Source organism: Marinobacter sp. UBA2498, assembly GCF_002341575.1.
Lineage (GTDB): Bacteria > Pseudomonadota > Gammaproteobacteria > Pseudomonadales > Oleiphilaceae > Marinobacter > Marinobacter manganoxydans.
Genome location: NZ_DDOI01000029.1, coordinates 1 through 21,095 on the forward strand (window position 1 = coordinate 1; position 21,095 = coordinate 21,095).

23 protein-coding genes and 1 pseudogene are annotated in these 21,095 nt (G+C 58.4%); 7 read left to right on the top strand and 17 right to left on the bottom strand.

Annotated features, from left to right (window positions below):
• From B2W52_RS02595 to tssB, 6 genes are all read right to left on the bottom strand, one after another.
• Window positions 1–886 (bottom strand): type VI secretion system-associated FHA domain protein (locus B2W52_RS02595; RefSeq protein WP_286801131.1); only part of this gene is annotated, 886 nt, incomplete at its 3' end.
• 20 nt (window positions 887–906) lie between these two features.
• Window positions 907–1,923 carry a type VI secretion system baseplate subunit TssG gene (tssG, locus tag B2W52_RS02600; RefSeq protein ID WP_273068805.1) on the bottom strand — a complete coding sequence of 339 codons (1,017 nt, stop codon included), beginning with the start codon at window positions 1,921–1,923 and terminating at the stop codon, window positions 907–909.
• Complete coding sequence (tssF, locus tag B2W52_RS02605; protein WP_008175714.1) at window positions 1,887–3,659, bottom strand: type VI secretion system baseplate subunit TssF; 1,773 nt, start codon at window positions 3,657–3,659, stop codon at window positions 1,887–1,889. The genes tssG and tssF overlap by 37 nt, the downstream gene beginning before the upstream one ends.
• Window positions 3,660–3,804: 145 nt before the next feature.
• Entirely contained in the window at window positions 3,805–4,245 is a 441-nt protein-coding gene (gene tssE, locus B2W52_RS02610) for a type VI secretion system baseplate subunit TssE (protein WP_008175712.1), read from the bottom strand.
• A 3-nt stretch (window positions 4,246–4,248) separates the two neighbouring features.
• On the bottom strand, window positions 4,249–5,730 hold the full coding sequence (gene tssC / locus B2W52_RS02615) for a type VI secretion system contractile sheath large subunit (RefSeq protein WP_008175710.1): 1,482 nt from the start codon (window positions 5,728–5,730) through the stop codon (window positions 4,249–4,251).
• A gap of 56 nt (window positions 5,731–5,786) precedes the next feature.
• Complete coding sequence (tssB, locus tag B2W52_RS02620; RefSeq protein WP_008175709.1) at window positions 5,787–6,284, bottom strand: type VI secretion system contractile sheath small subunit; 498 nt, start codon at window positions 6,282–6,284, stop codon at window positions 5,787–5,789.
• A 278-nt stretch (window positions 6,285–6,562) separates the two neighbouring features.
• Between tssB and B2W52_RS02625 the strand changes: the two genes are divergently transcribed.
• Together B2W52_RS02625 and B2W52_RS02630 are read left to right on the top strand one after the other, a co-directional pair.
• Window positions 6,563–6,823 (top strand): acyl-CoA-binding protein, encoded by a 261-nt coding sequence (locus B2W52_RS02625; RefSeq protein ID WP_008175707.1) that lies wholly within the window; start codon window positions 6,563–6,565, stop codon window positions 6,821–6,823.
• 133 nt (window positions 6,824–6,956) lie between these two features.
• The gene (locus B2W52_RS02630) at window positions 6,957–7,274 is read left to right on the top strand and encodes a site-specific integrase (protein ID WP_008175705.1); all 318 of its coding nucleotides are present in this window, start codon (window positions 6,957–6,959) and stop codon (window positions 7,272–7,274) included.
• 9 nt (window positions 7,275–7,283) lie between these two features.
• On the opposite strand, the gene B2W52_RS02635 is transcribed toward B2W52_RS02630, so the two are convergent.
• Both B2W52_RS02635 and greB read right to left on the bottom strand, forming a co-directional pair.
• On the bottom strand, window positions 7,284–7,685 hold the full coding sequence (locus tag B2W52_RS02635; protein ID WP_273017539.1) for a hypothetical protein: 402 nt from the start codon (window positions 7,683–7,685) through the stop codon (window positions 7,284–7,286).
• 159 nt (window positions 7,686–7,844) lie between these two features.
• Window positions 7,845–8,360, bottom strand: coding sequence for a transcription elongation factor GreB (gene greB / locus B2W52_RS02640; protein WP_014578652.1), 516 nt, complete (start codon window positions 8,358–8,360; stop codon window positions 7,845–7,847).
• A gap of 302 nt (window positions 8,361–8,662) precedes the next feature.
• Between greB and B2W52_RS02645 the strand changes: the two genes are divergently transcribed.
• On the top strand, window positions 8,663–8,944 hold the full coding sequence (locus B2W52_RS02645) for a hypothetical protein (protein ID WP_108018356.1): 282 nt from the start codon (window positions 8,663–8,665) through the stop codon (window positions 8,942–8,944).
• A 17-nt stretch (window positions 8,945–8,961) separates the two neighbouring features.
• Here B2W52_RS02645 and B2W52_RS02650 read toward each other — a convergent pair whose 3' ends face one another.
• From B2W52_RS02650 to ftsY, 8 genes are all read right to left on the bottom strand, one after another.
• Complete coding sequence (locus B2W52_RS02650; RefSeq protein ID WP_273068811.1) at window positions 8,962–10,428, bottom strand: HAMP domain-containing sensor histidine kinase; 1,467 nt, start codon at window positions 10,426–10,428, stop codon at window positions 8,962–8,964.
• Window positions 10,415–11,095 (bottom strand): winged helix-turn-helix domain-containing protein, encoded by a 681-nt coding sequence (locus B2W52_RS02655; RefSeq protein ID WP_008175694.1) that lies wholly within the window; start codon window positions 11,093–11,095, stop codon window positions 10,415–10,417. Before B2W52_RS02655 ends, B2W52_RS02650 begins: the two co-directional genes overlap by 14 nt.
• Window positions 11,096–11,198: 103 nt before the next feature.
• On the bottom strand, window positions 11,199–11,978 hold the full coding sequence (gene hyi, locus B2W52_RS02660) for a hydroxypyruvate isomerase (RefSeq protein ID WP_008175692.1): 780 nt from the start codon (window positions 11,976–11,978) through the stop codon (window positions 11,199–11,201).
• A 7-nt stretch (window positions 11,979–11,985) separates the two neighbouring features.
• Window positions 11,986–12,897 (bottom strand): NAD(P)-dependent oxidoreductase, encoded by a 912-nt coding sequence (locus tag B2W52_RS02665; RefSeq protein ID WP_008175690.1) that lies wholly within the window; start codon window positions 12,895–12,897, stop codon window positions 11,986–11,988.
• A gap of 239 nt (window positions 12,898–13,136) precedes the next feature.
• A complete protein-coding gene (gene rpoH, locus B2W52_RS02670) occupies window positions 13,137–13,997 on the bottom strand; it encodes an RNA polymerase sigma factor RpoH (protein WP_008175688.1) in 861 nt (286 codons plus the stop codon).
• A gap of 191 nt (window positions 13,998–14,188) precedes the next feature.
• Window positions 14,189–15,196 (bottom strand): permease-like cell division protein FtsX, encoded by a 1,008-nt coding sequence (gene ftsX / locus B2W52_RS02675; protein ID WP_092030793.1) that lies wholly within the window; start codon window positions 15,194–15,196, stop codon window positions 14,189–14,191.
• Window positions 15,186–15,878 carry a cell division ATP-binding protein FtsE gene (gene ftsE, locus B2W52_RS02680; RefSeq protein WP_273068815.1) on the bottom strand — a complete coding sequence of 231 codons (693 nt, stop codon included), beginning with the start codon at window positions 15,876–15,878 and terminating at the stop codon, window positions 15,186–15,188. The genes ftsX and ftsE overlap by 11 nt, the downstream gene beginning before the upstream one ends.
• A gap of 29 nt (window positions 15,879–15,907) precedes the next feature.
• The gene (gene ftsY, locus B2W52_RS02685; RefSeq protein WP_286801138.1) at window positions 15,908–17,101 is read right to left on the bottom strand and encodes a signal recognition particle-docking protein FtsY; all 1,194 of its coding nucleotides are present in this window, start codon (window positions 17,099–17,101) and stop codon (window positions 15,908–15,910) included.
• 161 nt (window positions 17,102–17,262) lie between these two features.
• Here ftsY and rsmD point away from each other — a divergent pair, with 161 nt between their 5' ends.
• The gene (rsmD, locus tag B2W52_RS02690) at window positions 17,263–17,913 is read left to right on the top strand and encodes a 16S rRNA (guanine(966)-N(2))-methyltransferase RsmD (RefSeq protein WP_286801139.1); all 651 of its coding nucleotides are present in this window, start codon (window positions 17,263–17,265) and stop codon (window positions 17,911–17,913) included.
• 77 nt (window positions 17,914–17,990) lie between these two features.
• Here rsmD and B2W52_RS02695 read toward each other — a convergent pair whose 3' ends face one another.
• Entirely contained in the window at window positions 17,991–19,169 is a 1,179-nt protein-coding gene (locus B2W52_RS02695) for a DesA family fatty acid desaturase (RefSeq protein ID WP_008175676.1), read from the bottom strand.
• 140 nt (window positions 19,170–19,309) lie between these two features.
• On the opposite strand from B2W52_RS02695, the gene mutM reads away from it, so the two are divergent.
• The 3 genes and pseudogenes from mutM to B2W52_RS02710 form a co-directional block, all read left to right on the top strand.
• Window positions 19,310–20,122 (top strand): bifunctional DNA-formamidopyrimidine glycosylase/DNA-(apurinic or apyrimidinic site) lyase, encoded by an 813-nt coding sequence (gene mutM / locus B2W52_RS02700; RefSeq protein ID WP_039882121.1) that lies wholly within the window; start codon window positions 19,310–19,312, stop codon window positions 20,120–20,122.
• A 184-nt stretch (window positions 20,123–20,306) separates the two neighbouring features.
• Window positions 20,307–20,636 (top strand): hypothetical protein, encoded by a 330-nt coding sequence (locus B2W52_RS02705; RefSeq protein ID WP_008175672.1) that lies wholly within the window; start codon window positions 20,307–20,309, stop codon window positions 20,634–20,636.
• Window positions 20,637–20,731: 95 nt separating this feature from the next.
• Window positions 20,732–21,095, top strand: a pseudogene (locus B2W52_RS02710) (HAD family hydrolase); the annotation flags it as partial.

Below are 21,095 nucleotides of genomic sequence, written 5' to 3' on the forward strand. Positions count from 1 at the left end.
GATGCCTGCTGTCTTCTCCCTGGTGCAGCGCCAACAACCCGTCCACGGTCGCCTTCAGAGTCTGCCCCGCTTCCTCCAGGAACAGACGCATCTCATCGCTGTCAGCAAAGTCCAGCCCGGCTTCCATACCCCGCAACAGGGGGGCACCACTGATGTGTTTGCTGCTCTGATCTGAAGCCTCCCGGCGATCAGCGCTCTCTGCAATCTCAGACATCCTGTCTTTCTCTCCTTTGCGAACGGGTAGGCCCATCGCTACGTCGCGGTTTTCACGGTACTCATCCGAAACATGCCTTTCTGCGGCGCGCCAGGAGATCTCACTGGCCATCAGCGCGTCAGTATCCGACTTCTGTTCGTCCGGCTGCCCGTGCCAGGGTGCCAATGGGTCATCACTGACCGCCTCCCCGGCTACCGGGGCAAGATTCTGCAGTGGCTCCGGGTTCCCGGTCTGGCTGGTTAAGTCCTCGGCCCGCACCAGCGGCCCTTCATCGACATCAATCAGTTGACCGGCCTGCTCTGCCTCACCGCTCTCAAGCAACGGTTCGCCAACAGCCTCGGCCAACTCCGCACGAAGTTGATAGCGACCAATACTGACGGTATCGCCATGATTCAGTCGTGCCCGACGGCCCCGGCCTACAGGCTGACTTGCGCTATTGATGTAGGTCCGGCCACTGCGATCAATCAGGCAGAAGCCGCCGTCCAGAAAACGGATCTCTGCGTGGCCAGGAACCGCACCCGTTCGCTGGGAGGATAACCGCCAGGTATCACTGGCTGCTGTACCGATAGAGCCGCCGCGAACGCTGAAACAGTGCTCGATGGTTGCCCCACCGCCGGCAACGGTCGGATTGGTGACTGTCAGCTTGAGGCCCGCAGCCTGTTGTTCATCCATGAATGCCTTCCCTGCCGGGTTTACCGGCGAATCTGAATCCGGACCGCCGGTCGGCGCCGAGCCTTTTCCGGGGTCACGAAGGAATTCCAGCCCAGCCGCACATCTTCCCCCAGCTCCATGGGGCGGATGTCTTTCGGACGCATTTGAAGCTCCAGGTCGTAGGCCAGTTGCTCCCGTGTGGCGAACTCCACGAGTTTGACCAGGCGCTGGTGGTCCTGGCCATTGGGCAGGAAATCCGCAAAGCGCTGTCGGCTGAGATTCCGCAACCGGAGCACGAATTTGCCACTGCGATCCCGAATGGCGGATCCCACCAGTGTGTCGCTGCCCAGACAGGCGTTGGCCTGGCCCAGTCGGGTCTGTTGATCATCGGCGATGGCCACCTTGCGCAGGACCCACTGTTCAATACTGACATTGTCCAGATCGAAGCAATGGGCAACGATGCCGCTCACCACCTCCGGCGACCGGCTGCGACCGGCCATCAGGCCGGAATAGGCCAGCATCTTGGACCAGTTAACCGGTGTTGCCTCCCGCAACCGGCTGTCGCCCAGACCTATCAGGGCAAAGATCAGTTCTGAAAAGCCGTCCGAGGCACCGGGTTGAAACCGAACGTAGTAGCGATACTTGCGCCACGCCCGGTGGAACAGCGTGACCAGGCGATGATTGAAAAAATCAAGAAAATGCCGCCGGATGCCCAGATTCTGCCCCGCTTCCCAGGCCAGATCCTCCAGGTAATAGCCCGGCAATGGCGACTGGGAGCCGTGCAACCCCAGAAAGCTGACTTCCATCTGATACGGGGCATGCTCGTGCTCCGGCGACAGCGCCGAAACCACATCGCTGCCGGGAAACCCCAACCCTGCGGAAGCAGAAAACCGGATCCGTTCCTGGCGGGGTTGTTCGTCGCTGTTTCGCTCCAGATCATCCCCGTGATGCCGGTGAATCAGGTCCACCAGCTGGAAAAAACTGTATCGCCGCGCATTGCCCAGAACGGGTTGCAGCTCGGCTACATCAGCGGCTGCTGACCTTGCTGTAACGTCCATGTGTACCGTTCCTGATTATCGGTGTTCACCACTTCCAGTTGGTGAAATGCGTTGATACTGGCGTAAAGAGCAAAGAACTGGCTGAGAACCGTGCCGAACAGGTAAAGATCACCTTCCGATGCAAAGGCCTGCTGGTCCAGTTTCAGTACCGAGCGGATCCCGCGCACCGGCAGGCCCTTGACCATCCGGTCAACCGGGGATGTCTCGATACCGGTAATACCGGCCAGACGCTTCTGGGACACCCGCTCCGCCTGACGGTCCACCAGGGCCCGGAAATCATAGACCCGCAGCACCGTGCGCAGGGCATCCACGTCCAGCATGGACAGGTAATTGAGTGACAGATTCGAGATCAGCGTCCACAACAGGCTGCCATCCAGGGTTGGCCGCAGGGTCGCGGTGGGCCGGGTAATGTTGCTGAAGGTGGCAAACGCCGGCGTGCTCTCGGTCGCCATGCAGATTTCGCCTACCGCCAGCTGGCTGGGCAAGTGGCGGTTGGTGCAGGTGAGGGTCAGGGAAACCGCTTCCTGCCGACTCAGGCACTCCGACTCGTCGCCCCGGACAAACGACATATAATGATCAAAGCCGTCCCCGCGCACGCTGTCCCGGGCCCGGACTCGATAGTACAGGGCGGTCCGTCCTCGATCCCGTTCCACCTCATGCTGGAAACTCTCAAAGGGCATGTAGATGCGGGGCTCACCGCGCCCGGACCGTCCCTCCAGCCAGCCTTCCACCTGCTCAATGCTGAACACCTCGTAGTGATCCGGCGAGCGGCTGGAAGGCGAAATCCGGTATTCGGTCTGGCGGCCGTTCAGGTCCACCGGCTCACCTTCGTGGGTAAACAGGTTCACCGCCGGGGCACAATAGAGCTGGAAATTGTCCTCCCGCACTTTTGCATCCGGTGGCAATATCCGACTGAAATGGAAACGCAGGCTTATTTCGTCGGCCTGCAGCGCTGGCAGCCGACGCCCGAGTCCGAGAATATCCACAAAACGGAAGGCCTCCGGGAAACTGAGATACTCCTGCAGAATGCGGTAACCGGGGTAGGCGTTCTTGGGATACGGCAACAGGGCCTCTTCGTTGCCAAAACCGACCGGCCGCAAAAGCGAGGCAGGCAGTCGGTAAACAGCGTCACCCACCACCAGATCGATGCGTTCCAGATAGTGGTTCAACCAGAGAAAAAGGGTTTCGGCGATATGACTCTCGCCGCCCAGATAAAAGCGCAGGCTGTCCATGCCCAGTGACGACAGGGGCTGATCGGTGTGCAGTGCCAGGTCCACGGTCACTGAGGACACTTCCCGTGAGTGCTCTGCATGGGCCGCGGCAACGCTCACAGGAAATACATCCACCGCCCGGCATGTGCGGAACCGACACTGGGTCTGGCGATTCGCATCGCCCAGGGGACGGCTCTTGATCTCGGTATGACGCTCTACCCTCTGGCGTTCACTGATTGCATGCAACTGCGGATCAAAGCGCATGATCGTGCAACTGGGTACCGGCCGCAGATAATTCGGCCACAACATGTTCAGCAGCGAGTGGGTAATCTCCGGGAACTCGTCCTCGACCTTTTCCCGGAGCTTTCCGGTCAGGAAAGCAAAACCTTCCAGCAGCCGTTCAACATCTGGATCGGTGCTCTGCTCGGACAGAAACCGTGTCAACTGCGGATGGGCATCCGCGAATTCCCGGCCCTGAAGCCTGAGAAAACTCAACTCGTCCCTGTAGAACCGATTTAACTTCATACAACTACCGCATCCTTGGGAGTATGAGACGGTCGGTACACTTTTCTTCCGGGAAAAAACAACTCGCTGCGCTCAGACATTTTTTCCCTGCAGAAAAGCATCCCCACCGTCTCTCGCTATCCTTGGTGTTTGCTTATCCGTTTCGTTACACCACCTGGTAGTAACGTTTGTCATCCAATACTAAATCTATGGTCGTTTTGTCGTCATTTGCGCCGACATTCAGGTACACGGTCACCTGAAACCGCAACTGCAGCGGATCGGGTCCCTGGGGCAGATTAACCACATCCACCCGCTTCACCCTGGGTTCGAACTTCTCGATGCACTGCCGGATCGCGCCACGGATCTGGACGCTCAGATCGTGGGTGCCGAGCGTGGCGTCGTTGAAGTCCAGCAGGCCCAGATCCGGCACGCTGGCGCTGTTGCCCGGGTGGGCGTTCAGCAGCCGAACCAGATGGCGCTTGATGGATTCAACAACGTGGGTGACTTCTCCCATACTCTGGCCGGCCGGTTCGGCAGCCTGCTCCAGTCTCTCGAACAGGCTGCCGCTGCCGGCCTGCGATCCGTCGCTGGCCGGGTGCTGGAACACGGATTAATCCTTGTCCAGCCGGCCAACCAGTGACAGTTCGAAGTTGGCACCCATGTACTTGAAGTGGGGCCGAACCGCCAGGGACACCTGGTACCAGCCCGGATCGCCTTCCACGTCAGAAACGGTGACCTGTGCCGCGCGCAGGGGGCGACGGCTGCGGACTTCGGCGGGGGGGTTTTCCTGGTCGGCCACGTACTGGCGAATCCAGGTGTTCAGCTCCCGCTCCAGGTCCTGGCGCTCTTTCCATGAGCCGATCTGTTCCCGCTGCAGGACCTTGATGTAGTGGGCCAGGCGGTTAACGATCATCATGTAAGGCAGCTGGGTACCCAGCTTGTAGTTGGTTTCCGCTTCCTTGCCTTCCTTGGTGTTGGGGAACTGCTTGGGTTTCTGCACCGAGTTGGCGGAGAAGAAGGCCGCGTTATCGCTGCCCTTGCGCATGGTCAGGGCAATGAAGCCTTCGTCGGCCATTTCGTATTCGCGACGATCGGTAATCAGCACTTCGGTCGGGATCTTGGCTTCCAGTTGACCGAAGGATTCGAACAGGTGCACCGGCAGGTCCTCGACTGCGCCACCGCTTTGGGGACCGATGATGTTCGGGCACCAGCGGTACTTGGCGAAGCTTTCGGTAAGGCGGGTGGCCAGCAGATAGGCCGTGTTGCCCCAAAGGTAATGCTCGTGGTCCGCCGATACGTCTTCCTTGTAGTTGAAGCTGCGCACCGGGTTTTCGGTAGGATCGTAAGGCACCCTCAGCAAGAAGCGGGGTGAAGTGAGGCCCAGATAACGGGCGTCTTCGGATTCACGCAGGGAGCGCCATTTGGCGTATTTCGGGCCTTCGAAAACGGCCTTCAGTTCCTTGATGGCGGGTAGTTCCTGGTAGCTGTCAACGCCAAAGAACGAAGGTGCCACTGAGGACAGAAACGGAGCATGGGCCATCGCTCCGACAGACGACACATACTGCAGCAACTTCATGTCGGGTGTGGACGGGGTAAAGGCGTAGTTGCCAACAACCGCGCCGACCGGTTCGCCACCGAACTGGCCATATTCCGTGGAATAGATGTGCTTGTAGAAGCCGGTCTGGGTAACGTCCGGCGCAAATTCGAAGTCTTCCAGCAGCTCGGTCTTGGTGGCGTGGAGGATATCCACCTTGATGTTCTCGCGGAAGTCGGTGCGGTCCACCATCAGCTTCAGGCCGCGCCAGGAAGACTCCAGCTCCTGCAGCTTGGGCGCGTGCAGGATTTCATCCATCTGGGCGCTGATCTTTCGATCCAGCTCAACCACCATCTGGTCCACCAGGGCCTTATTGACCGGCTGGCCTTTTTCATCGCTTTTCAGCAGGTTGGCGATAAATGTTGCCACGCCCTTACGGGCGACATCGTATCCCTCATCCGCCGGTGCCATACGGCTGTTGGCCATGACCTGGTCGAGGAGAGAGCCTTCAGTGACGGATTCGGAGGCAGCAGATTGCTGCACAGCAGTATCAGACATACCACATCCTTTTAGTACGTTTTGAATTCAGTCGGAAATTATGAGCGGGTATTCCCTTACTCGTTGCTGTCTGTGGCCAGTTCCAGTTCGGCCAGCAGCTTGTCCCGGGCGTCGTCGTTGTCCAGCAGTTCCTGGAGCTTGGAGCGGAACGACGGCACGTTACCCAGAGGGCCTTTCAGGGCCACCAGGGCTTCCCGCAGTTCAATCAGCTTGTTCAGCTCCGGAACCTGACGGGCAACGCTGTCGGGGGAGAAATCATCAAGGGTCTGGAATTCCAGGTTTACCGGCAGTTCGTCGGCTTCCTCATCCAGCTTGTTGGTCACGGTGGTGGAAAGGGTCAGGCCGGCTTCCTTCATGACCGAACGGAAGTTGTTCTTGTCGACGGAAATGGCCTTGCGATCTTCGATGGGGGTTTCTTCGGCGTGTCCCTTGAAATCACCAACCACGAACATCTTCAGCGGCAACTCGGTTTCTGCCTGCTGATCTCCGGTGGCGGGGACGTACTTGATATTGATGCGCTCTTTAGGCGCGACGGAACCGTCTTTTGAAGACATGCGCTTGCTCCCTGTGCAAATCATTTGCAATTGTTCAATCCCTTGTACGCACCCTCCTGGCGCGCAACGATCAAAACTCTACACAGATCACTTGCCAGGCTCAAGCAAAAACTGGCCAACTTTGTTCGCGAATGTGCGGCCGGGCAAGCTTTTGCCAGAATACGCGGGATCTCCAATCTGTCATCACTCATACGAAAATTCAGTCAATGACGGCATTGTTGGCTGTGGCTATACTCGCCCAACGAGCAGGATCAACACGAAACCATAAGGAGATCAACATGAGTGACCTGAAAACCCGCTTCGACGAAGCCGTGAATTACATCCAGACTGCCGAGGGCGACTTCAAACCGTCCAACGAGATGAAACTGGAGTTCTATGCGCTCTATAAGCAGGCCACCGAGGGAGATGTGTCCGGCAAGCGCCCGGGCATGATGGATTTTGTCGGCCGCGCCAAGTTTGATGCCTGGGAAAAGGCTAAGGGCATGTCCAGCGATGAGGCCATGCAGAAGTACATAGACAAGCTTGAAGCCCTGAAATAACTGGTGTTCCAGCCCAGACTCTGGTCGAAAAATGACCAGAGTCAATCTTCCTGAATAAAGCTTTGCGCTCGTAAATGAGCTGTCATAAGATGCGCGCAAAATAACAATACCAATTCACCAGGAAGAGTTATTTATGGACATCACGGAAGCGCTGGAACAGTCCCAGCCAGGCTTGGTGGCACGGGTCAAGGACGCCATCCACGAACAAAAGCTCAATCAACGCTCTGAGCAAACCTACCTGCACTGGATCACACGGTTCGTGCTGTTTAGCGACATGAAAGATCCGGATGCGCTGGCCAATGAAGACCGCCGGCTGTTTCTGGAATACCTGAACGATCGCATGCGGGTATCCCGGGCGCGTTTCAATCAGGCCAGTCAGGCCCTGGCATTTTTCTATGAAGATGTACTTGGTAAAACGCCCGCCGGAGACAACGGCTGCGCCGCAGCCTGATAGCCTGTCTCAACGCTCATTCATATTGATGTTAAGCGCATCGTAAGTGCGGTTCTCGGGTGGGCGGATCACGTAGTTGTTGCTGTGGGTCTGCCCGGGAATGGATTTCGGATTGCTGAACCGGAACTCCACCGGAATCTGTGATCGGCCGAGGTCCGTGCGGTTATCTCCGGGTCGAAGCCCGAGGGGATCCAGGTAGAAGTCGTCTTCAACCCGGGGTTTGAGCGGTACACCCGCAGCCGGTGCCGCAAGGCCACCCTCGATAACGGTATTGGCCAGCGTCTCTTCCTCCATGGAATTCAGCTGGATGGTGTGGATGGTTGAGCGTTCTTCGTACTGGAAAGCACTGTCCTGCGCATCGCTCTGCGCAAAGGCCGCACCGGCAGAAAATGCCGCAGCCAAGACAAGCACCGTGATTACCCTGCTCTGAACGTTCCCCGCTTCTCCACGCATACCCATGGCATTTACCCCGGCAGACGATCCTGTCTGCGACCAGTTGTGACAAATTTTGATCAGTTTATCGACAAATCACACAACCTGCCCGGGCACTCGCCAATTTTGTGACATCATTCACTTGTCGTCGGATGGCGCCTCGTAGCGAATTCCTACGACAAAGACCGACTTCCAACCTTCCGGCGTGCGAACGCTCACTTCGTCGTCAAGGCGTTTGCCGATCAGGGCCCGGGCGAGCGGTGAGTTGATGCTGAGATAGCCTTTGTTCAAATCAAACTCGTCGGCGCCGACCAGGCGATAGGTCTGTTCGTCACCCTCTTCGTCTTCCACTGTTACCCAGGCACCAAAAAACACTTTGTCCCGGTCATCCGGCAATCGGTCCACAACGGTCAGCTCTTCCAGGCGCTTGCCCAGAAAGCGCACCCGACGGTCGATTTCCCGCAGCTGCTTCTTGCCGTAGATGTACTCGGCGTTCTCGGATCGATCACCAAGAGCGGCAGCTTCCCGCACGGCCTGAGTCACTTCCGGGCGCTTTACCTTCCAGAGATACTGCAGTTCATCACGCAAGGCCCGCTCGCCTTCCGGAGTGATGTATCTGGGGCGTGGGCCGCCATTACCGGGAACCTGGGTCATTGGTCTCGCAACGTCCTCTGCCAGTTGGGAATCAGAAATTGGAAGGGCATAAAAAAACCCCGTAAAAACGGGGTAAGGCTAGCGCTGTGCTGGAGGGAGAAGCAAGCAACAAATCTGCAGGCTTCCAAAGCTACAGTTTCAATTATGCACAGCATGGATTACACCGGCGTGGCCGAGGAATTACGTTTTCGTCAGGGAAACTACGAACGCCGGCCCCGGGAATTAGGTTGCAGACTCTAGGTTCGGAGCATAGCGTAGCGCTTATATTCTTTTCGAACGTTTCCATTCTCGGAGAAAACAAAATGAATACACAGAAGCTGCTGAACATGGCACTTAATGGCGTGGATGCTATTGGTTACCGGCTCGACCAGTACGGAATTACTGGCAAGGTCAATCGGCACAACATTGCGGCTTTTCTCGCGGCCGAGCAGAAGCATCTGGAAGGTGAGTGGGACAGCATTCAGGTGCGTGTAAACCGTCGCCGCTCTCAGGTGGAAAAGATTACCCACGAGATCGAGTCCCGCAGGGATGCGCTGATTGGCCCCGTGATGTCACGCATTAACCGTTTCCGCGCCAGTCAGTAAGTATTTACGCCGGTGGATCAAGAGGCGGTTCGGGTTTCCCCGGCCGCTGGATCCGTCGGCTGCTCGGCCTGGGCCGCGCGAATGCGTTTGCGGGCTTCGGTGTAGGCGGGAATCTTCACCGCCACGGTAAGCCCCGGCGGTTCTTCCCCGGGATGGGTATCACTGAGGACAATCTGGCCCTGGTGAATCTCTGCAACAGCGCTCACAAGGCTCAGGCCCAGACCATTACCCGGTAAAGAACGGCTCTTGCCTACCCGGTAAAACCGCTGGAAGACCTGGTCTTTCTCGGCATCGGGAATACCGATTCCACTGTCCCGGACTTCAAACACCGCATCGGCACCCTCGCGCCGAACAGATACGCCTATAACGCCATGCTCCGGCGTATATTTGATAGCGTTATCAATCAGGTTGCTGACCATCTGGAACAGAAGGTCGCGGTCGCCCTCGATCATCACTCCGCTTTCCAGGCCCTGCTCGAACGACTGGTCCTTATCCTCAGCCAAGGCCTCATAGAGCTCACAGGCATCGGTGACCAACTCATCCAGCGGCACAGGTTTCATGTCGGCGGTATTACCACGGGTTTCCAGGCGGGCGATGCGCAACAATGCGTTGAAGGTGGCCAGCAGCTGATCGGCCTCCGCCACGGCGCGGCCGGCCTGCTCCCTCGCCTCGTCGTTATCCACCGACATCAGCGTGTTTTCAAGCTGGTTGCGGAGTCGGGTCAGGGGCGTGCGCAAATCGTGGGCAATACTGTCGGAAACGTGCCGGATGCCCTCCATCAGATACACAATCCGGTCCAGCATCTGATTGAGGTTTTCCGCCAGCTGGTCGAAATCATCGTCGGTGCCACGGGTTGGTATCCGCAGGGAAAGGTGGCCGTTCATGATCCGACGTGATGTGTTGTTGATAACCTCGATACGCCGGGTCGTACTGCGGCTCATCAGGAAGCCACCAAGCAGCGCAAGGGCAAGGGTGATCCCCATACCCCAGTTGATGGCGGTTTCAATTACCCGCTTGAGGTTAGTGAGTTCGTCGACATCCCGCCCGACCAGCAGGCGCAAGCCACCCTGAACCTCAAAGATCCGGGCACGGGCGAGGCGTTCGGGCCCGGTCCAGCCGACGGATTCGTTCAGGGTGAAGTTGATCCAGCCGCTCTCTGAACGGCTGCCTTCCGGCCAGGTCTCTATGTTGCCGGCCAGCTTCAGAAAGTCGTCGGTGGTCAGCAGATAGATGGATTTGGCGTTGGGGTCGCGGGCAACACGTTCACGGATGATGGTGATGAGGCCATTCACGCCACGGCCACGATACTGCTCCGCCAGACCGGCGATTTCCGCTTCAATGGTTTCGTCGGTCTGGGCGGTCATGAAGCCCGCCGTACGCCAGTAGATAAAGGCCAGTAACAGAAATACCGAGGTGGCGAACACCACCATGTACAGCAGGGCTAGCTGGAAGGACGAGGTCCTGAGCTGGCTAAGCAGTTTCACGTAACATGTACCCTGCACCCCGGATGGTCTGCAGTAAGGGTGTATCGAATTCCTTATCGATCTTGGCTCGCAGCCGGCTGATGTGTACGTCGATAACGTTGGTCTGAGGATCGAAATGGTAATCCCAGACTTTCTCCAGCAACATGGTCCGGGTGACCACCTGGCCGGCATTACGCATCAGGTACTCCAGCAGACGGAACTCCCGCGGCTGGACATCAATATTCTGGCCGGCCCGCTTTACCGTGCGTGCAAGCAGATCCATTTCGAGATCGGCGACCCGCAGTACGGTCTCGGTTTCCGCCGACTGCCGATTTCTGCGCACCAGGGATTCGATACGGGCCAACAATTCGGTGAATGAAAACGGCTTGGTGAGGTAGTCATCGCCGCCGCCACGCAAACCTTCCACGCGGTCGTCCACATCACCCAGGGCGCTGAGAATCAGAACCGGCACCTGGTTTCCGGTCGCACGCACGGTTTTGATAATGGACAGACCGTCCATTCCCGGCAGCATGCGATCTACAATCATGATGTCGTAATCCTCGCTGGCCGCCATCATCATGCCTTCCTTGCCATCGGCTGCATGGTCGACCACGAAGTCGGATTCCTTCAGCCCTTTGACAAGATAATTTGCAACGTCCTGATCGTCTTCGATTACCAGCGCTTTCACCGGCTCTCCTCCCGATAGCGGATTACAGTAACGACAAGGGTACGAAGAAGTTGGCAACCCGGCCAGTTACGATCTTGTAAGAGGGTGTCGCCAATGGCGACGGTCAGGCTTTCCCCGGAAACCAGCCTAGACTGTCACCGGTTGCCCCGGTAGGCCGGTATTCCGCGCTTACCCAGCCGTCATATCCCATGGCATCGATGGCCGCAAAAACATTCGAAAAGTTAATCTCCCCCGTGCCGGGTTCATGTCGCCCCGGGTTGTCCGCAAACTGAATGTGGCCGATCCAGGGCAAAAGACACTCCATGGAGCGCACCAGATCCCCTTCCATGATTTGCATATGGTAAAGGTCGTACTGCAGGCGCACGTTGTCCGCGTCGATTTCCTCGATCAGTGCGAGCACCTTGCCGGAGGTATCCAGTACGAAGCCTGGCATATCCACGCGCGAGTTAATGGCTTCCAGGCACAGGGTGATACCCTCGTCAGCCAGCCTGCCCGCTGCCCAGGCGACATTACTCACCAACGTCTGCCAGGCAATGTCATCGGAAACGTTCGCCGGCTTCAGCCCCGCAAGGCAGTTCAGCTGCCGGCAGCCAAGGGCTTTGGCATAGTCGATCGCCTGATCCACGCCGGCCTGGAACTCCTCAACCCGGTCCGGCAGGCAGGCGATGCCCCGTTCACCGGCGTCCCAGTTACCGGGCGGCAGATTGAACAGCACCTGAGTCAGCTGATTATCGCTCAGCATCTGGCCGAGTCGCTCTTTGGGGTAGGCATAGGGGAACAGGTATTCCACGCCCTCAAAACCCGCGGCCCGGGCCATGGCAAAGCGCTCGGGAAAGTCCACTTCCGTGAACAGCATGGACAGATTGGCAGCAAAACGGGGCATGGCGTGTTTACTCCTTCGGTCCGCGGCCAAGGGAGCCAAGCAGGGCACCGTTCAGATGCTCCAGCTCCAGCAACAGGCCACTGTGGTCGACATCACTGTGGCCATTGGCCACCAGCGACAGGTATTCATTGTGCGTCTGTTGAGCCAGGGGCAGGGTCAACCCTTCCGCACGGGCCTCATCCAGAATCATCCGCATGTCCTTTAGCTGGATCCGAGCCGGCGCGCCGGGTGCAAATTCCCGGTCGATCATCCGCTGGCCATGGAGCTCCAGAATCCGGCTACCGGCAAACCCGCCCAGCAACGCTTCCCGCACAGCGGCAGGATCGGCACCGCCTTTCGCCGCCAGCAAAAGCGCCTCGGACACAGCACCAATGGTGATACCAACAATAGCCTGATTGGCCAGCTTCGCCAGTTGCCCCGCGCCAACAGGACCAATCCGCGTGCACTTGCCGAGCGCCTCGAACACCGGCCGGGCGCGATCCACATCCGCTTCCGAGCCACCCGCCATGATACTCAGGCGGGCTTCAGCCGCGCCCACAGTCCCCCCGGACACCGGCGCATCCACATACCCAGCGCCCTGCTCTGCAACCAACTCGCCATGCCGCCGGGCCACGGAAGGTTGAATTGAGCTCATATCAATCACCAGCGCGCCCGGCTTCAGGGCATCAATCGCGCCTTGGGCGACCAGCACCTGCTCCACCACATTGCTGTTCTCCAGCATGGTGATCACCACATCGGCATTGGCAACCGCCTCCGCCGGGGATTTGGCAATGGTTGCTTCAGAAGCAAAGGGCTCGCACTTGCTGGCCGTTCTGTTCCAAAGGGTCATCGGAAAGCCCGCGTTCAGGAGGTTACGGGTCATGGGCGCGCCCATCAGGCCGATGCCAAGAAATGCGATATTAGGGAGCTTATCAGTCATTTTTCAGGCCTTTGCACAAAGGTTCGAGAAGGGATTGGGTGGGCCTTTCCAAAACCGTGCGGAGCCATGGATGGCGGAGCCGAGCGTACATGGACGTATTCACAGCGTGTTTTGGAAAGGCCCACCCAATCGCTTCTGCCCCCAAGGTAAAGTTTCCGATTATACAAACAAAAACGCCACCAACCGGAACCGGTGGTGGCGTTTTTTACGACTCAGGTACTCAGTGGCTAGCCAATAACTCAGGCCACCTCTGACATCTGCATGCGAATCTTCTTCATCGCATTCTTCTCTAGCTGCCGTATACGCTCGGCCGAGACGCCGTACCTGTCGGCCAGCTCGTGCAGGGTCGACTTGCTTTCAGACAACCAGCGCTCCCGGAGAATATCCTGGCTGCGCTCATCCAATTGCCCCAGAGCCTGCATCAGCCGGCCATTGGAATCGTCCGACCAATCCGCGTTCTCAAGCTGGGTCGCCGGGTTGCTGCGAGCGTCTTCCAGATAGTACGCAGGCGCCTGATAGGCGTTGTCGTCATCGTCGTCCTGAGGACCGTCAAAGGCGGTATCCTGAGACGCCAGCCGGCCTTCCATTTCGCGGACAACCCTGGGCTCGACACCCAGATCCTCGGCAACAGCGTTCAGCTCATCATGGCTGAGCCACGCAAGCTTCTTCTTCTGGCTGCGAAGGTTAAAGAACAGCTTACGCTGGGCCTTGGTGGTGGCCACTTTAACAATCCGCCAGTTACGCAGGATAAACTCGTGAATCTCTGCCTTGATCCAGTGCACCGCAAAAGACACCAGCCGCACACCGTACTCAGGATTGAAGCGCTTGACCGCCTTCATCAGGCCAACGTTGCCTTCCTGGATCAAATCCGCCTGAGCGAGGCCATAGCCGGAATAGCTCCGGGCAATGTGAATCACAAAGCGCAGGTGGGACATAACCAGCTGACGAGCGGCTTCCACATCGCCCTCGTAATGGAGCCGTTCAGCCAGCTCCCGCTCTTCGTCAACTGTGAGCACCGGGATGCGGCTCGCAGCCTGAATATAAGACTCGAGATTCTGACCCGGAACCAGTCTGTCAACCAGTTGTAAACTCGTACCCATGCTCTAACCTCCGAACCCAACGGCCCTAAATATATCAATTACCCTTTAGACCGCCAAGAACCCTGAAAGTTCCCGAAATTCCCAGTAAAACGTTATAAAACAACTATCTGGGAAATTCACCGTGGCTTTACTATCTAACAACTTACGCCAATAGAAGCTGTCTCTTCAATACGGTTTTCCCGTTATTCGGATCATGCTCCTCCGGCAATATCACCCGGCTCCATGTCATCCAGATGACGCTTCACGGCCACCCAAGCGCCTAGCCAGCCTAGCAGCATCGAAACAATTATCAACGCCAGGGCGCCATCAATGTGCAGCCCATCCAGGGAAAAGTCGCTCCTGTACAGGCCTGCCAGCCGCTCTATGGGCCCGCTGAGCCACCAAAGTGACAATTGCAGTAATATCAGGGCAACAATCCCACCACCGAGCCCGAACCAGGCGCCGGTGTACAGAAAGGGCCTGCGAACGAAGCTGTCTGTTCCGCCCACCAGCTTCGCAACCAGAATCTCGTCCCGACGGCTCTCGATTGAAAGCCGTACGGTATTGCCGATCACCAGCACAACCGCCGCCGCAAGCAGGATCGCCAACGCCCAGACAGCACGGGCAAGAAGATCCGTCATGGCGTTCAGCCGCTGCAACCAGCCCAGGTCTACCTGAACCCGCTCTATGCCTTCCATGCCCTCGATAAACCGCACCAACCCCTCAACACCCTCAGTGGACCGGGCGCCCTCTTCCGGGGTAATCAGCAGGGTATGTGGCAGCGGATTATCCTCGAGATAATCCAGAGCATCTTCCAGGCCCGATGAAGCGCGGAACTCCGCAAGCGCCTGGTCGCGATCCACCAGCTCAACACTTGCCACCCGGCCGTCTCCGGAAATTTCGTTACCCAGCACTCGGGCTCGTTCGAGAGGCACATCCAACTGGATATAGGCCGTCACCCGGGCGCTGCTCTCCCAGCCTGCGCTGACTCCCTGAAGACTGGTCAGCAGCAACAGCAATGCCACTGGCAACGCCAGGGCAACCCCCATGACCGTCCACGTCATCAGACTCGCCACCGGTGTATGCAAAAGGCGGTTGGCACTGTCCCTGGCGACCTTGCGGTGATGGATGAAATAACTTTCTGCCTGCTCACGCCAGGGCGCGCGAGCCTGGTTGGCGCCGCGGGTAGGCTGTGCTTTCTTGCGGGGATCAGCGGCCATGGACACCGCCCCCGAGAACTGGCGCGCCGCCGGCCACCAGACGGCCATGATCCAGTTTCAGCGTTCGACGCCCCATCTCGTTGATCAGGGCGATGTCGTGGGTTGCGATCAACACGGTCACACCCACTTGGCTGAACTGCCCGAACAGATTCATAATGTCCGCAGACAGAGCCGGGTCCAGGTTACCCGTGGGCTCATCCGCCAGCAGCACCGGGGGTTTGTTCACCACCGCCCGGGCAATACCCACGCGCTGCTGCTCCCCGCCAGAGAGCTGCATCGGGTTCATTTTTTCCTTCTGCAGCAAACCCACCTTGTCCAGGGCCGCGCGCACGCGGCGACCCGTATCTCTGGGGGAGGCGCCCATGACTTCCAGTGGCATGGCGACGTTGTCGAACACAGTGCGGTCAAACAACAGTTGGTGGTTCTGGAAGACCACGCCAATGTGGCGACGAATGTAGGGAATCTGGCGTCGGGGCAAACGGTTCAGAACCTGCCCCCCAACCACCACTTCACCGGCACTGGGGCGCTCCATCACCATAATCAGCTTCAGGAGGGTACTCTTGCCGGCGCCGGAATGGCCGGTCAGGAACGCCAGCTCGCCACGCTCCAGGCCAAAGTTGACCTGTCGCAGAGCGGTGTGATCACTGTCGTAACGCTTGGTGACCTGGCGAAACTCAATCATGGGCGGCTTCCGCGCGGCTGGATTCCGGGCTATTCGTCAAACAGGGCGTCCACAAAGGTTTCGGCATCAAAACTGCGCAGGTCGTCCACCTGCTCGCCAACACCAATAAACCGGATGGGCAACTGCAACTGACGGGCGATGGCAAACACGATACCGCCTTTGGCCGTGCCGTCCAGTTTCGTTAACGTAATGCCACTAACGCCGACGGCCTGCTGGAACACCTGCGCCTGGCTCAGGGCGTTCTGGCCGGTGCCTGCATCCAGCACCAGCATGACCTCGTGGGGTGCGGATTCGTCCAGCTTCTTCATAACCCGGACCACCTTTTCCAGCTCCTGCATCAGGTTGTCCTTGTTCTGCAGGCGGCCGGCAGTATCGGCAATCACCACATCAACACCACGGGACTTGGCCGACTGGATGGCATCGAAAATCACCGAGGCACTGTCAGCGCCGGTGTGTTGCGCCACCACCGGAACCTTGTTGCGCTCGCCCCAGACCTGCAGCTGCTCAACCGCAGCGGCACGGAAGGTATCGCCGGCGGCCAGCATGACCGATTTTCCTTCGTTCTGGAATTTCTTGGTGAGCTTGCCGATGGTGGTGGTCTTGCCCACCCCATTTACGCCCACCATGAGAATCACGTAAGGCGTCTTGCCGGAGTCGATCTGCAGTGGCTTGGTGACATCCTTCAGCAGACCGTGCAGTTCATCCCTCAGAGCCTTACGCAGGGCCTCGCCGTCTTTGAGCTGATTGCGCTCAAGTTTGTCGGTGAGTGAGTCGATGATTTCAGAAGTGGCGGTTACGCCAACGTCTGCCATCAGCAGCGTGGTCTCGATTTCCTCCAGCAGTTCCTCATCGATTTTCTTGCCAAGCGAGAACATGTCGGACAAGCCACCGGTCAGGCTTGCCCGGGTTTTGCCCAACCCCTTTTTGATGCGCTCGAAAACGCTGACCTGCGGCTCCGGTTCCGGTGCTTTCTGCGGTTCTTCCGCGGGCTCGGGCTCTGGCGTCGGTTCCGGCTCAGCCACCGGCTCTGGTTGTGGCTCTGCGGCGGCAGGCGCTTCAATCTCGCCCTCTTCCGGCTCTGGTGCCGGCCCTTTGGAAACCTCGGGCTTGCGCTGCGGCACCGGCTTGGGGCGTGGTGCCCGGCTACGGTTGCCGGCGATATCCAGGACAAATACGAGCACAAGAAGGGCCAGGAGGCCGATTGAAATCCACTCTGCCGTCATAAAAATCAATCCATCAGTCTGAATGGGCGGGACAAAGAAAGCCGGTATTCTAGCAGACTGTCCCGGTGAAGTGAGGGTCGCTCCGATTATCGCGACCGTAAACGTTTCCGGTAAGATGCAGGCACATATCCTGAACCGAATATTTCCGTGGAGCGGCGGCTATGGCGCGCAGACAATCCGCAAGCAGGTCTCACCAGACGAGATCCCCAGCTGGTCGCGAGGCGGCTCCGGCTGGCAAAAGCAGCGGCACCGGTGAGCTGCGAATCATTGGCGGCGACTGGCGCAGCCGGAAACTGCGCTTTCCGGACGCCGGTGGCGTTCGACCCACCCCCGCGCGCACCCGGGAAACCCTGTTCAACTGGCTTGCCTTCCACCTTGCGGGCAGTGACTGCCTCGATTTGTTCGCCGGCTCCGGCGCCCTCGGGCTCGAGGCTCTTTCCCGGGGTGCCGGACGGGCCACCCTCGTGGACCACACGCCAGCCCTGGCCAGAGCACTGCGGGACAACCTCCGGTTGTTGAAATCCGACAACGGCGAAGTGGTGTGTTCGGACGTCGAAAGCTATCTGGCCCAGAGAAACCGGCCGCCATTCGATATCGTGTTCATGGATCCGCCGTTTCGCCAGGGCTGGCTCGAAAAGCTGTTTCCGTTGCTGGAACAACAGGCGTGGATCAAACCCGGCGGCTGGGTTTACGTGGAACACGAGAGCGAGCTACCAACGCCTTCTGTGCCCGTTTCCTGGCAGCTGCACCGGCAAAAAAGTGCGGGACAGGTCACCTACTCCCTGTTCCGGGTTGTTTCCGGGCCAGAATAAAAAAGGGCCAGATGAACGCTTTCATCTGGCCCCGGATTCCCCGCCGAAGCAGGTTTACGTCGATTCTCTACCCGGCATCAGGCTGAGGGGCGCAGCGAGTAGGCCCGGAGGTGCTCGGCGAACTCTTCCAGATAGCGGATACCGCTGGCTTCCGCCTCACGGCACCACTCCATCAGCGCGTTCAGCTTGTCCTGGGGTTTGAGCCCACGCTGGCGCCAGAGCGCCTGCAGCTCGTGGCTCTTCTCATAGATCTGGCGCAGCACCGCATTGCGCTCCAGCACAGACTCGAGGGTTTCCTTCTCCTTCGGCTGAATCAGCGTGATCTCACGGGAGAGCAGTTGCTTGAGCTTCCGGTAACGGGGACGGATCTCATCGTCCATCAGCGACTTCTGCTGGCGCAGGACCGGCTCCATGACACGTTTACGGTACTGGCGCATGATATCGAACCGGTTGTTGGCGATGGCCTGAACCGTTTCCACATCCACCTCCAGTTTACCTGGCACATGGTGGGCAATCGGTCTATAACCCTTGGGCTTGGCCAGTCCGAACAACTGGAACAGGCGGATGTAGCCCCAGCCGATATCCACCTCGAACCAGCGGCGAGACAGCTTGGAGGAGTTGGGATAGGTATGGTGGTTGTTGTGCAACTCTTCACCGCCAATCAGAAAACCCAGTGGGCTGATATTGCGGGCGTTATCGGCACATTCGTAGTTCCGGTAACCCATCCAGTGGCCGATACCGTTGACCACTCCGGCAGCCCAGACTGGAATCCACATCATCTGCACAGCCCAGATCCAGATACCGTGAACGCCAAACAGGGCCAGGTTGATTACCGCCATCAACGCGATGCCGAGCATCTTGTAGCGGCTGTACACGTTCCGCTCTACCCAGTCTTCCGGGGTGCGCTGACCATAGCGCTCGAGGGTTTCGGGCGTCGCCGACTCGGCATAGAGCTCGGCGCCCTGGAACAGCACCTTGCGAATACCCAAGACGACCGGGCTGTGGGGATCTTCCTCGGTTTCGCACTTGGCGTGGTGTTTACGATGGATGGCGGTCCATTCCTTGGTGTTCTGCGCAGTGGTTAACCAGAGCCAGAACCGGAAGAAGTGTTTCAGGGCCGGATGCAGGTCCAGCGAGTTATGCGCCGAATGGCGATGCAGGTAGAGCGTTACACTGACAATCGTGACGTGTGTCATTCCGAGGGTGACCAGAATGAGCTGCATCACCGACAGGTCAAGAAGACCATTAAACCACATAGCAAATCCTCAAAATCAATATCTTTGGCGCGAGGCCAACCTTCACACTTTAGCGTACAGCTGTAAGCCACAACAACAGCATTTGGATGCAAAATTGTTACTGATTACACTTAGTCGTTTTCCACCGGAGATTCCCGCCCGTGCCTGAACTGCCCGAAGTAGAAACGACCCGACGGGGTATAGCACCCCACTGCGAAGGCGAGACAATAACCCGAGTGACAGTCCGCAACGGCAGTCTGCGCTGGCCTGTTCCGGCCGATCTGGGCGAGAAACTGGAAGGTCAGGTGATTAAAAGTGTAGACCGCCGGGCCAAGTATTTGTTCCTGAACATGGACCGGGGCACGGTGATTGTTCACCTTGGCATGTCCGGCAGCCTGCGCATCATCACTGACAATACCCCTCCCCTGACCCATGATCATATCGACGTGGCATTACAGTCTGGCGTCATCCTTCGATTCAACGACCCACGCCGGTTCGGCTGCTGGCTGTGGGCTGATTCCGCCGAAGAGCACCCGCTGATCACCCACCTGGGTCCGGAACCCCTGGCCCCGGAATTCAATGGCGCGCACCTGTTCCGGCTCTCCCGCGGCAAAAACACACCGGTGAAATCGTTCATCATGGACAATCAGGTGGTCGTGGGTGCCGGTAACATCTATGCCAATGAAGCGCTGTTCAAATCGGGCATTCATCCCCGGCGCAAGGCCGGGAGAATCAGCCTCGACCGCTATCACAGGCTGGCCGAAGCCATCCGGGAAACGCTCAGCGCCGCCATTCTGATGGGCGGAACCACCCTTCGGGACTTCGTGAACAGTGATGGCAAGCCCGGCTATTTTGCCCAGTCCCTGCTGGTGTACGGCCGGGGCGGCCAGCCCTGCAAGGAATGCGGGGCACCACTGAAGGAAATCCGGATGAACAATCGCTCAACGGTTTACTGTCCCCGTTGCCAGCGCTGAACGCTTACCAGATCGCACATTCTGCAACGAAAAATCGTTTGAAAATGCGCAAATATGATTCATAGTTAACAGAGGATTAACGCCCACGGTTTACAATAGGATGGTATCCGGTTGATACGATCCGGGTTTGCTTTTCTTTAAAGCACTACCCTTTCAGGGCCACTAAAGCTCAGGAGACAGTAAGATGACCCGCAAGATTTCCCGCACCCTGGTAGCCACTGTGGCGGCCTGCCTGTTGGCATTCTCATCCCTCGGGCACGCTCAGGCCGTGGACGAAACCCCGTCGGCACTGGCGATGACCGGTGATGCGATTTTTGTTCGCCCGGCCTTGCTGGCTACCACCATCGTGGGCAGCGCTGTCTACCTGGTCTCCCTGCCCTTCTCCCTGCTGGGCGGAAACGCTGATGAAGCAGGGGAAGTTCTGGTAATGGGCCCGGCCAAGGCGACCTTCGTGCGCTGCCTGGGCTGCACCCGTACCGGCAAGAAACCCGAGACGGTCCAGACCAGCAACTGATCCGGCTCCATCGGGCACGCCTCCGTACTATCACGGCTTGCCCCGACGAGCGAACTCCGGCAGCCTGAAGCAAATTCTTCAGGCTGTTTTTCTCTATGGTTGACTGGTCCTCGCTTAACACGGTGTTCCTGGATATGGACGGGACACTGCTGGATCTGCATTTCGATAACCACTTCTGGCTCGAGCATCTGCCGGCAAGGTACGCCGAGCACTACGACCTCCACCCCCAGGAAGCGAAAGACCGCCTGATTCCGATGATCATGGCCGAGCGCGGCTCACTGAACTGGTATTGCACCGATTACTGGAGCGAGCGGCTGTCCCTCGACATCACGGGGCTGAAAGCAGAGGTAGGCGACCGGATCGGTTATCGCCCCCACGTCACGGATTTTCTCGATGCCCTCCGACAAGCCGGGCTTCACTCGGTGATTGTCACCAACTGTCACCCCGACCCCCTGGCCC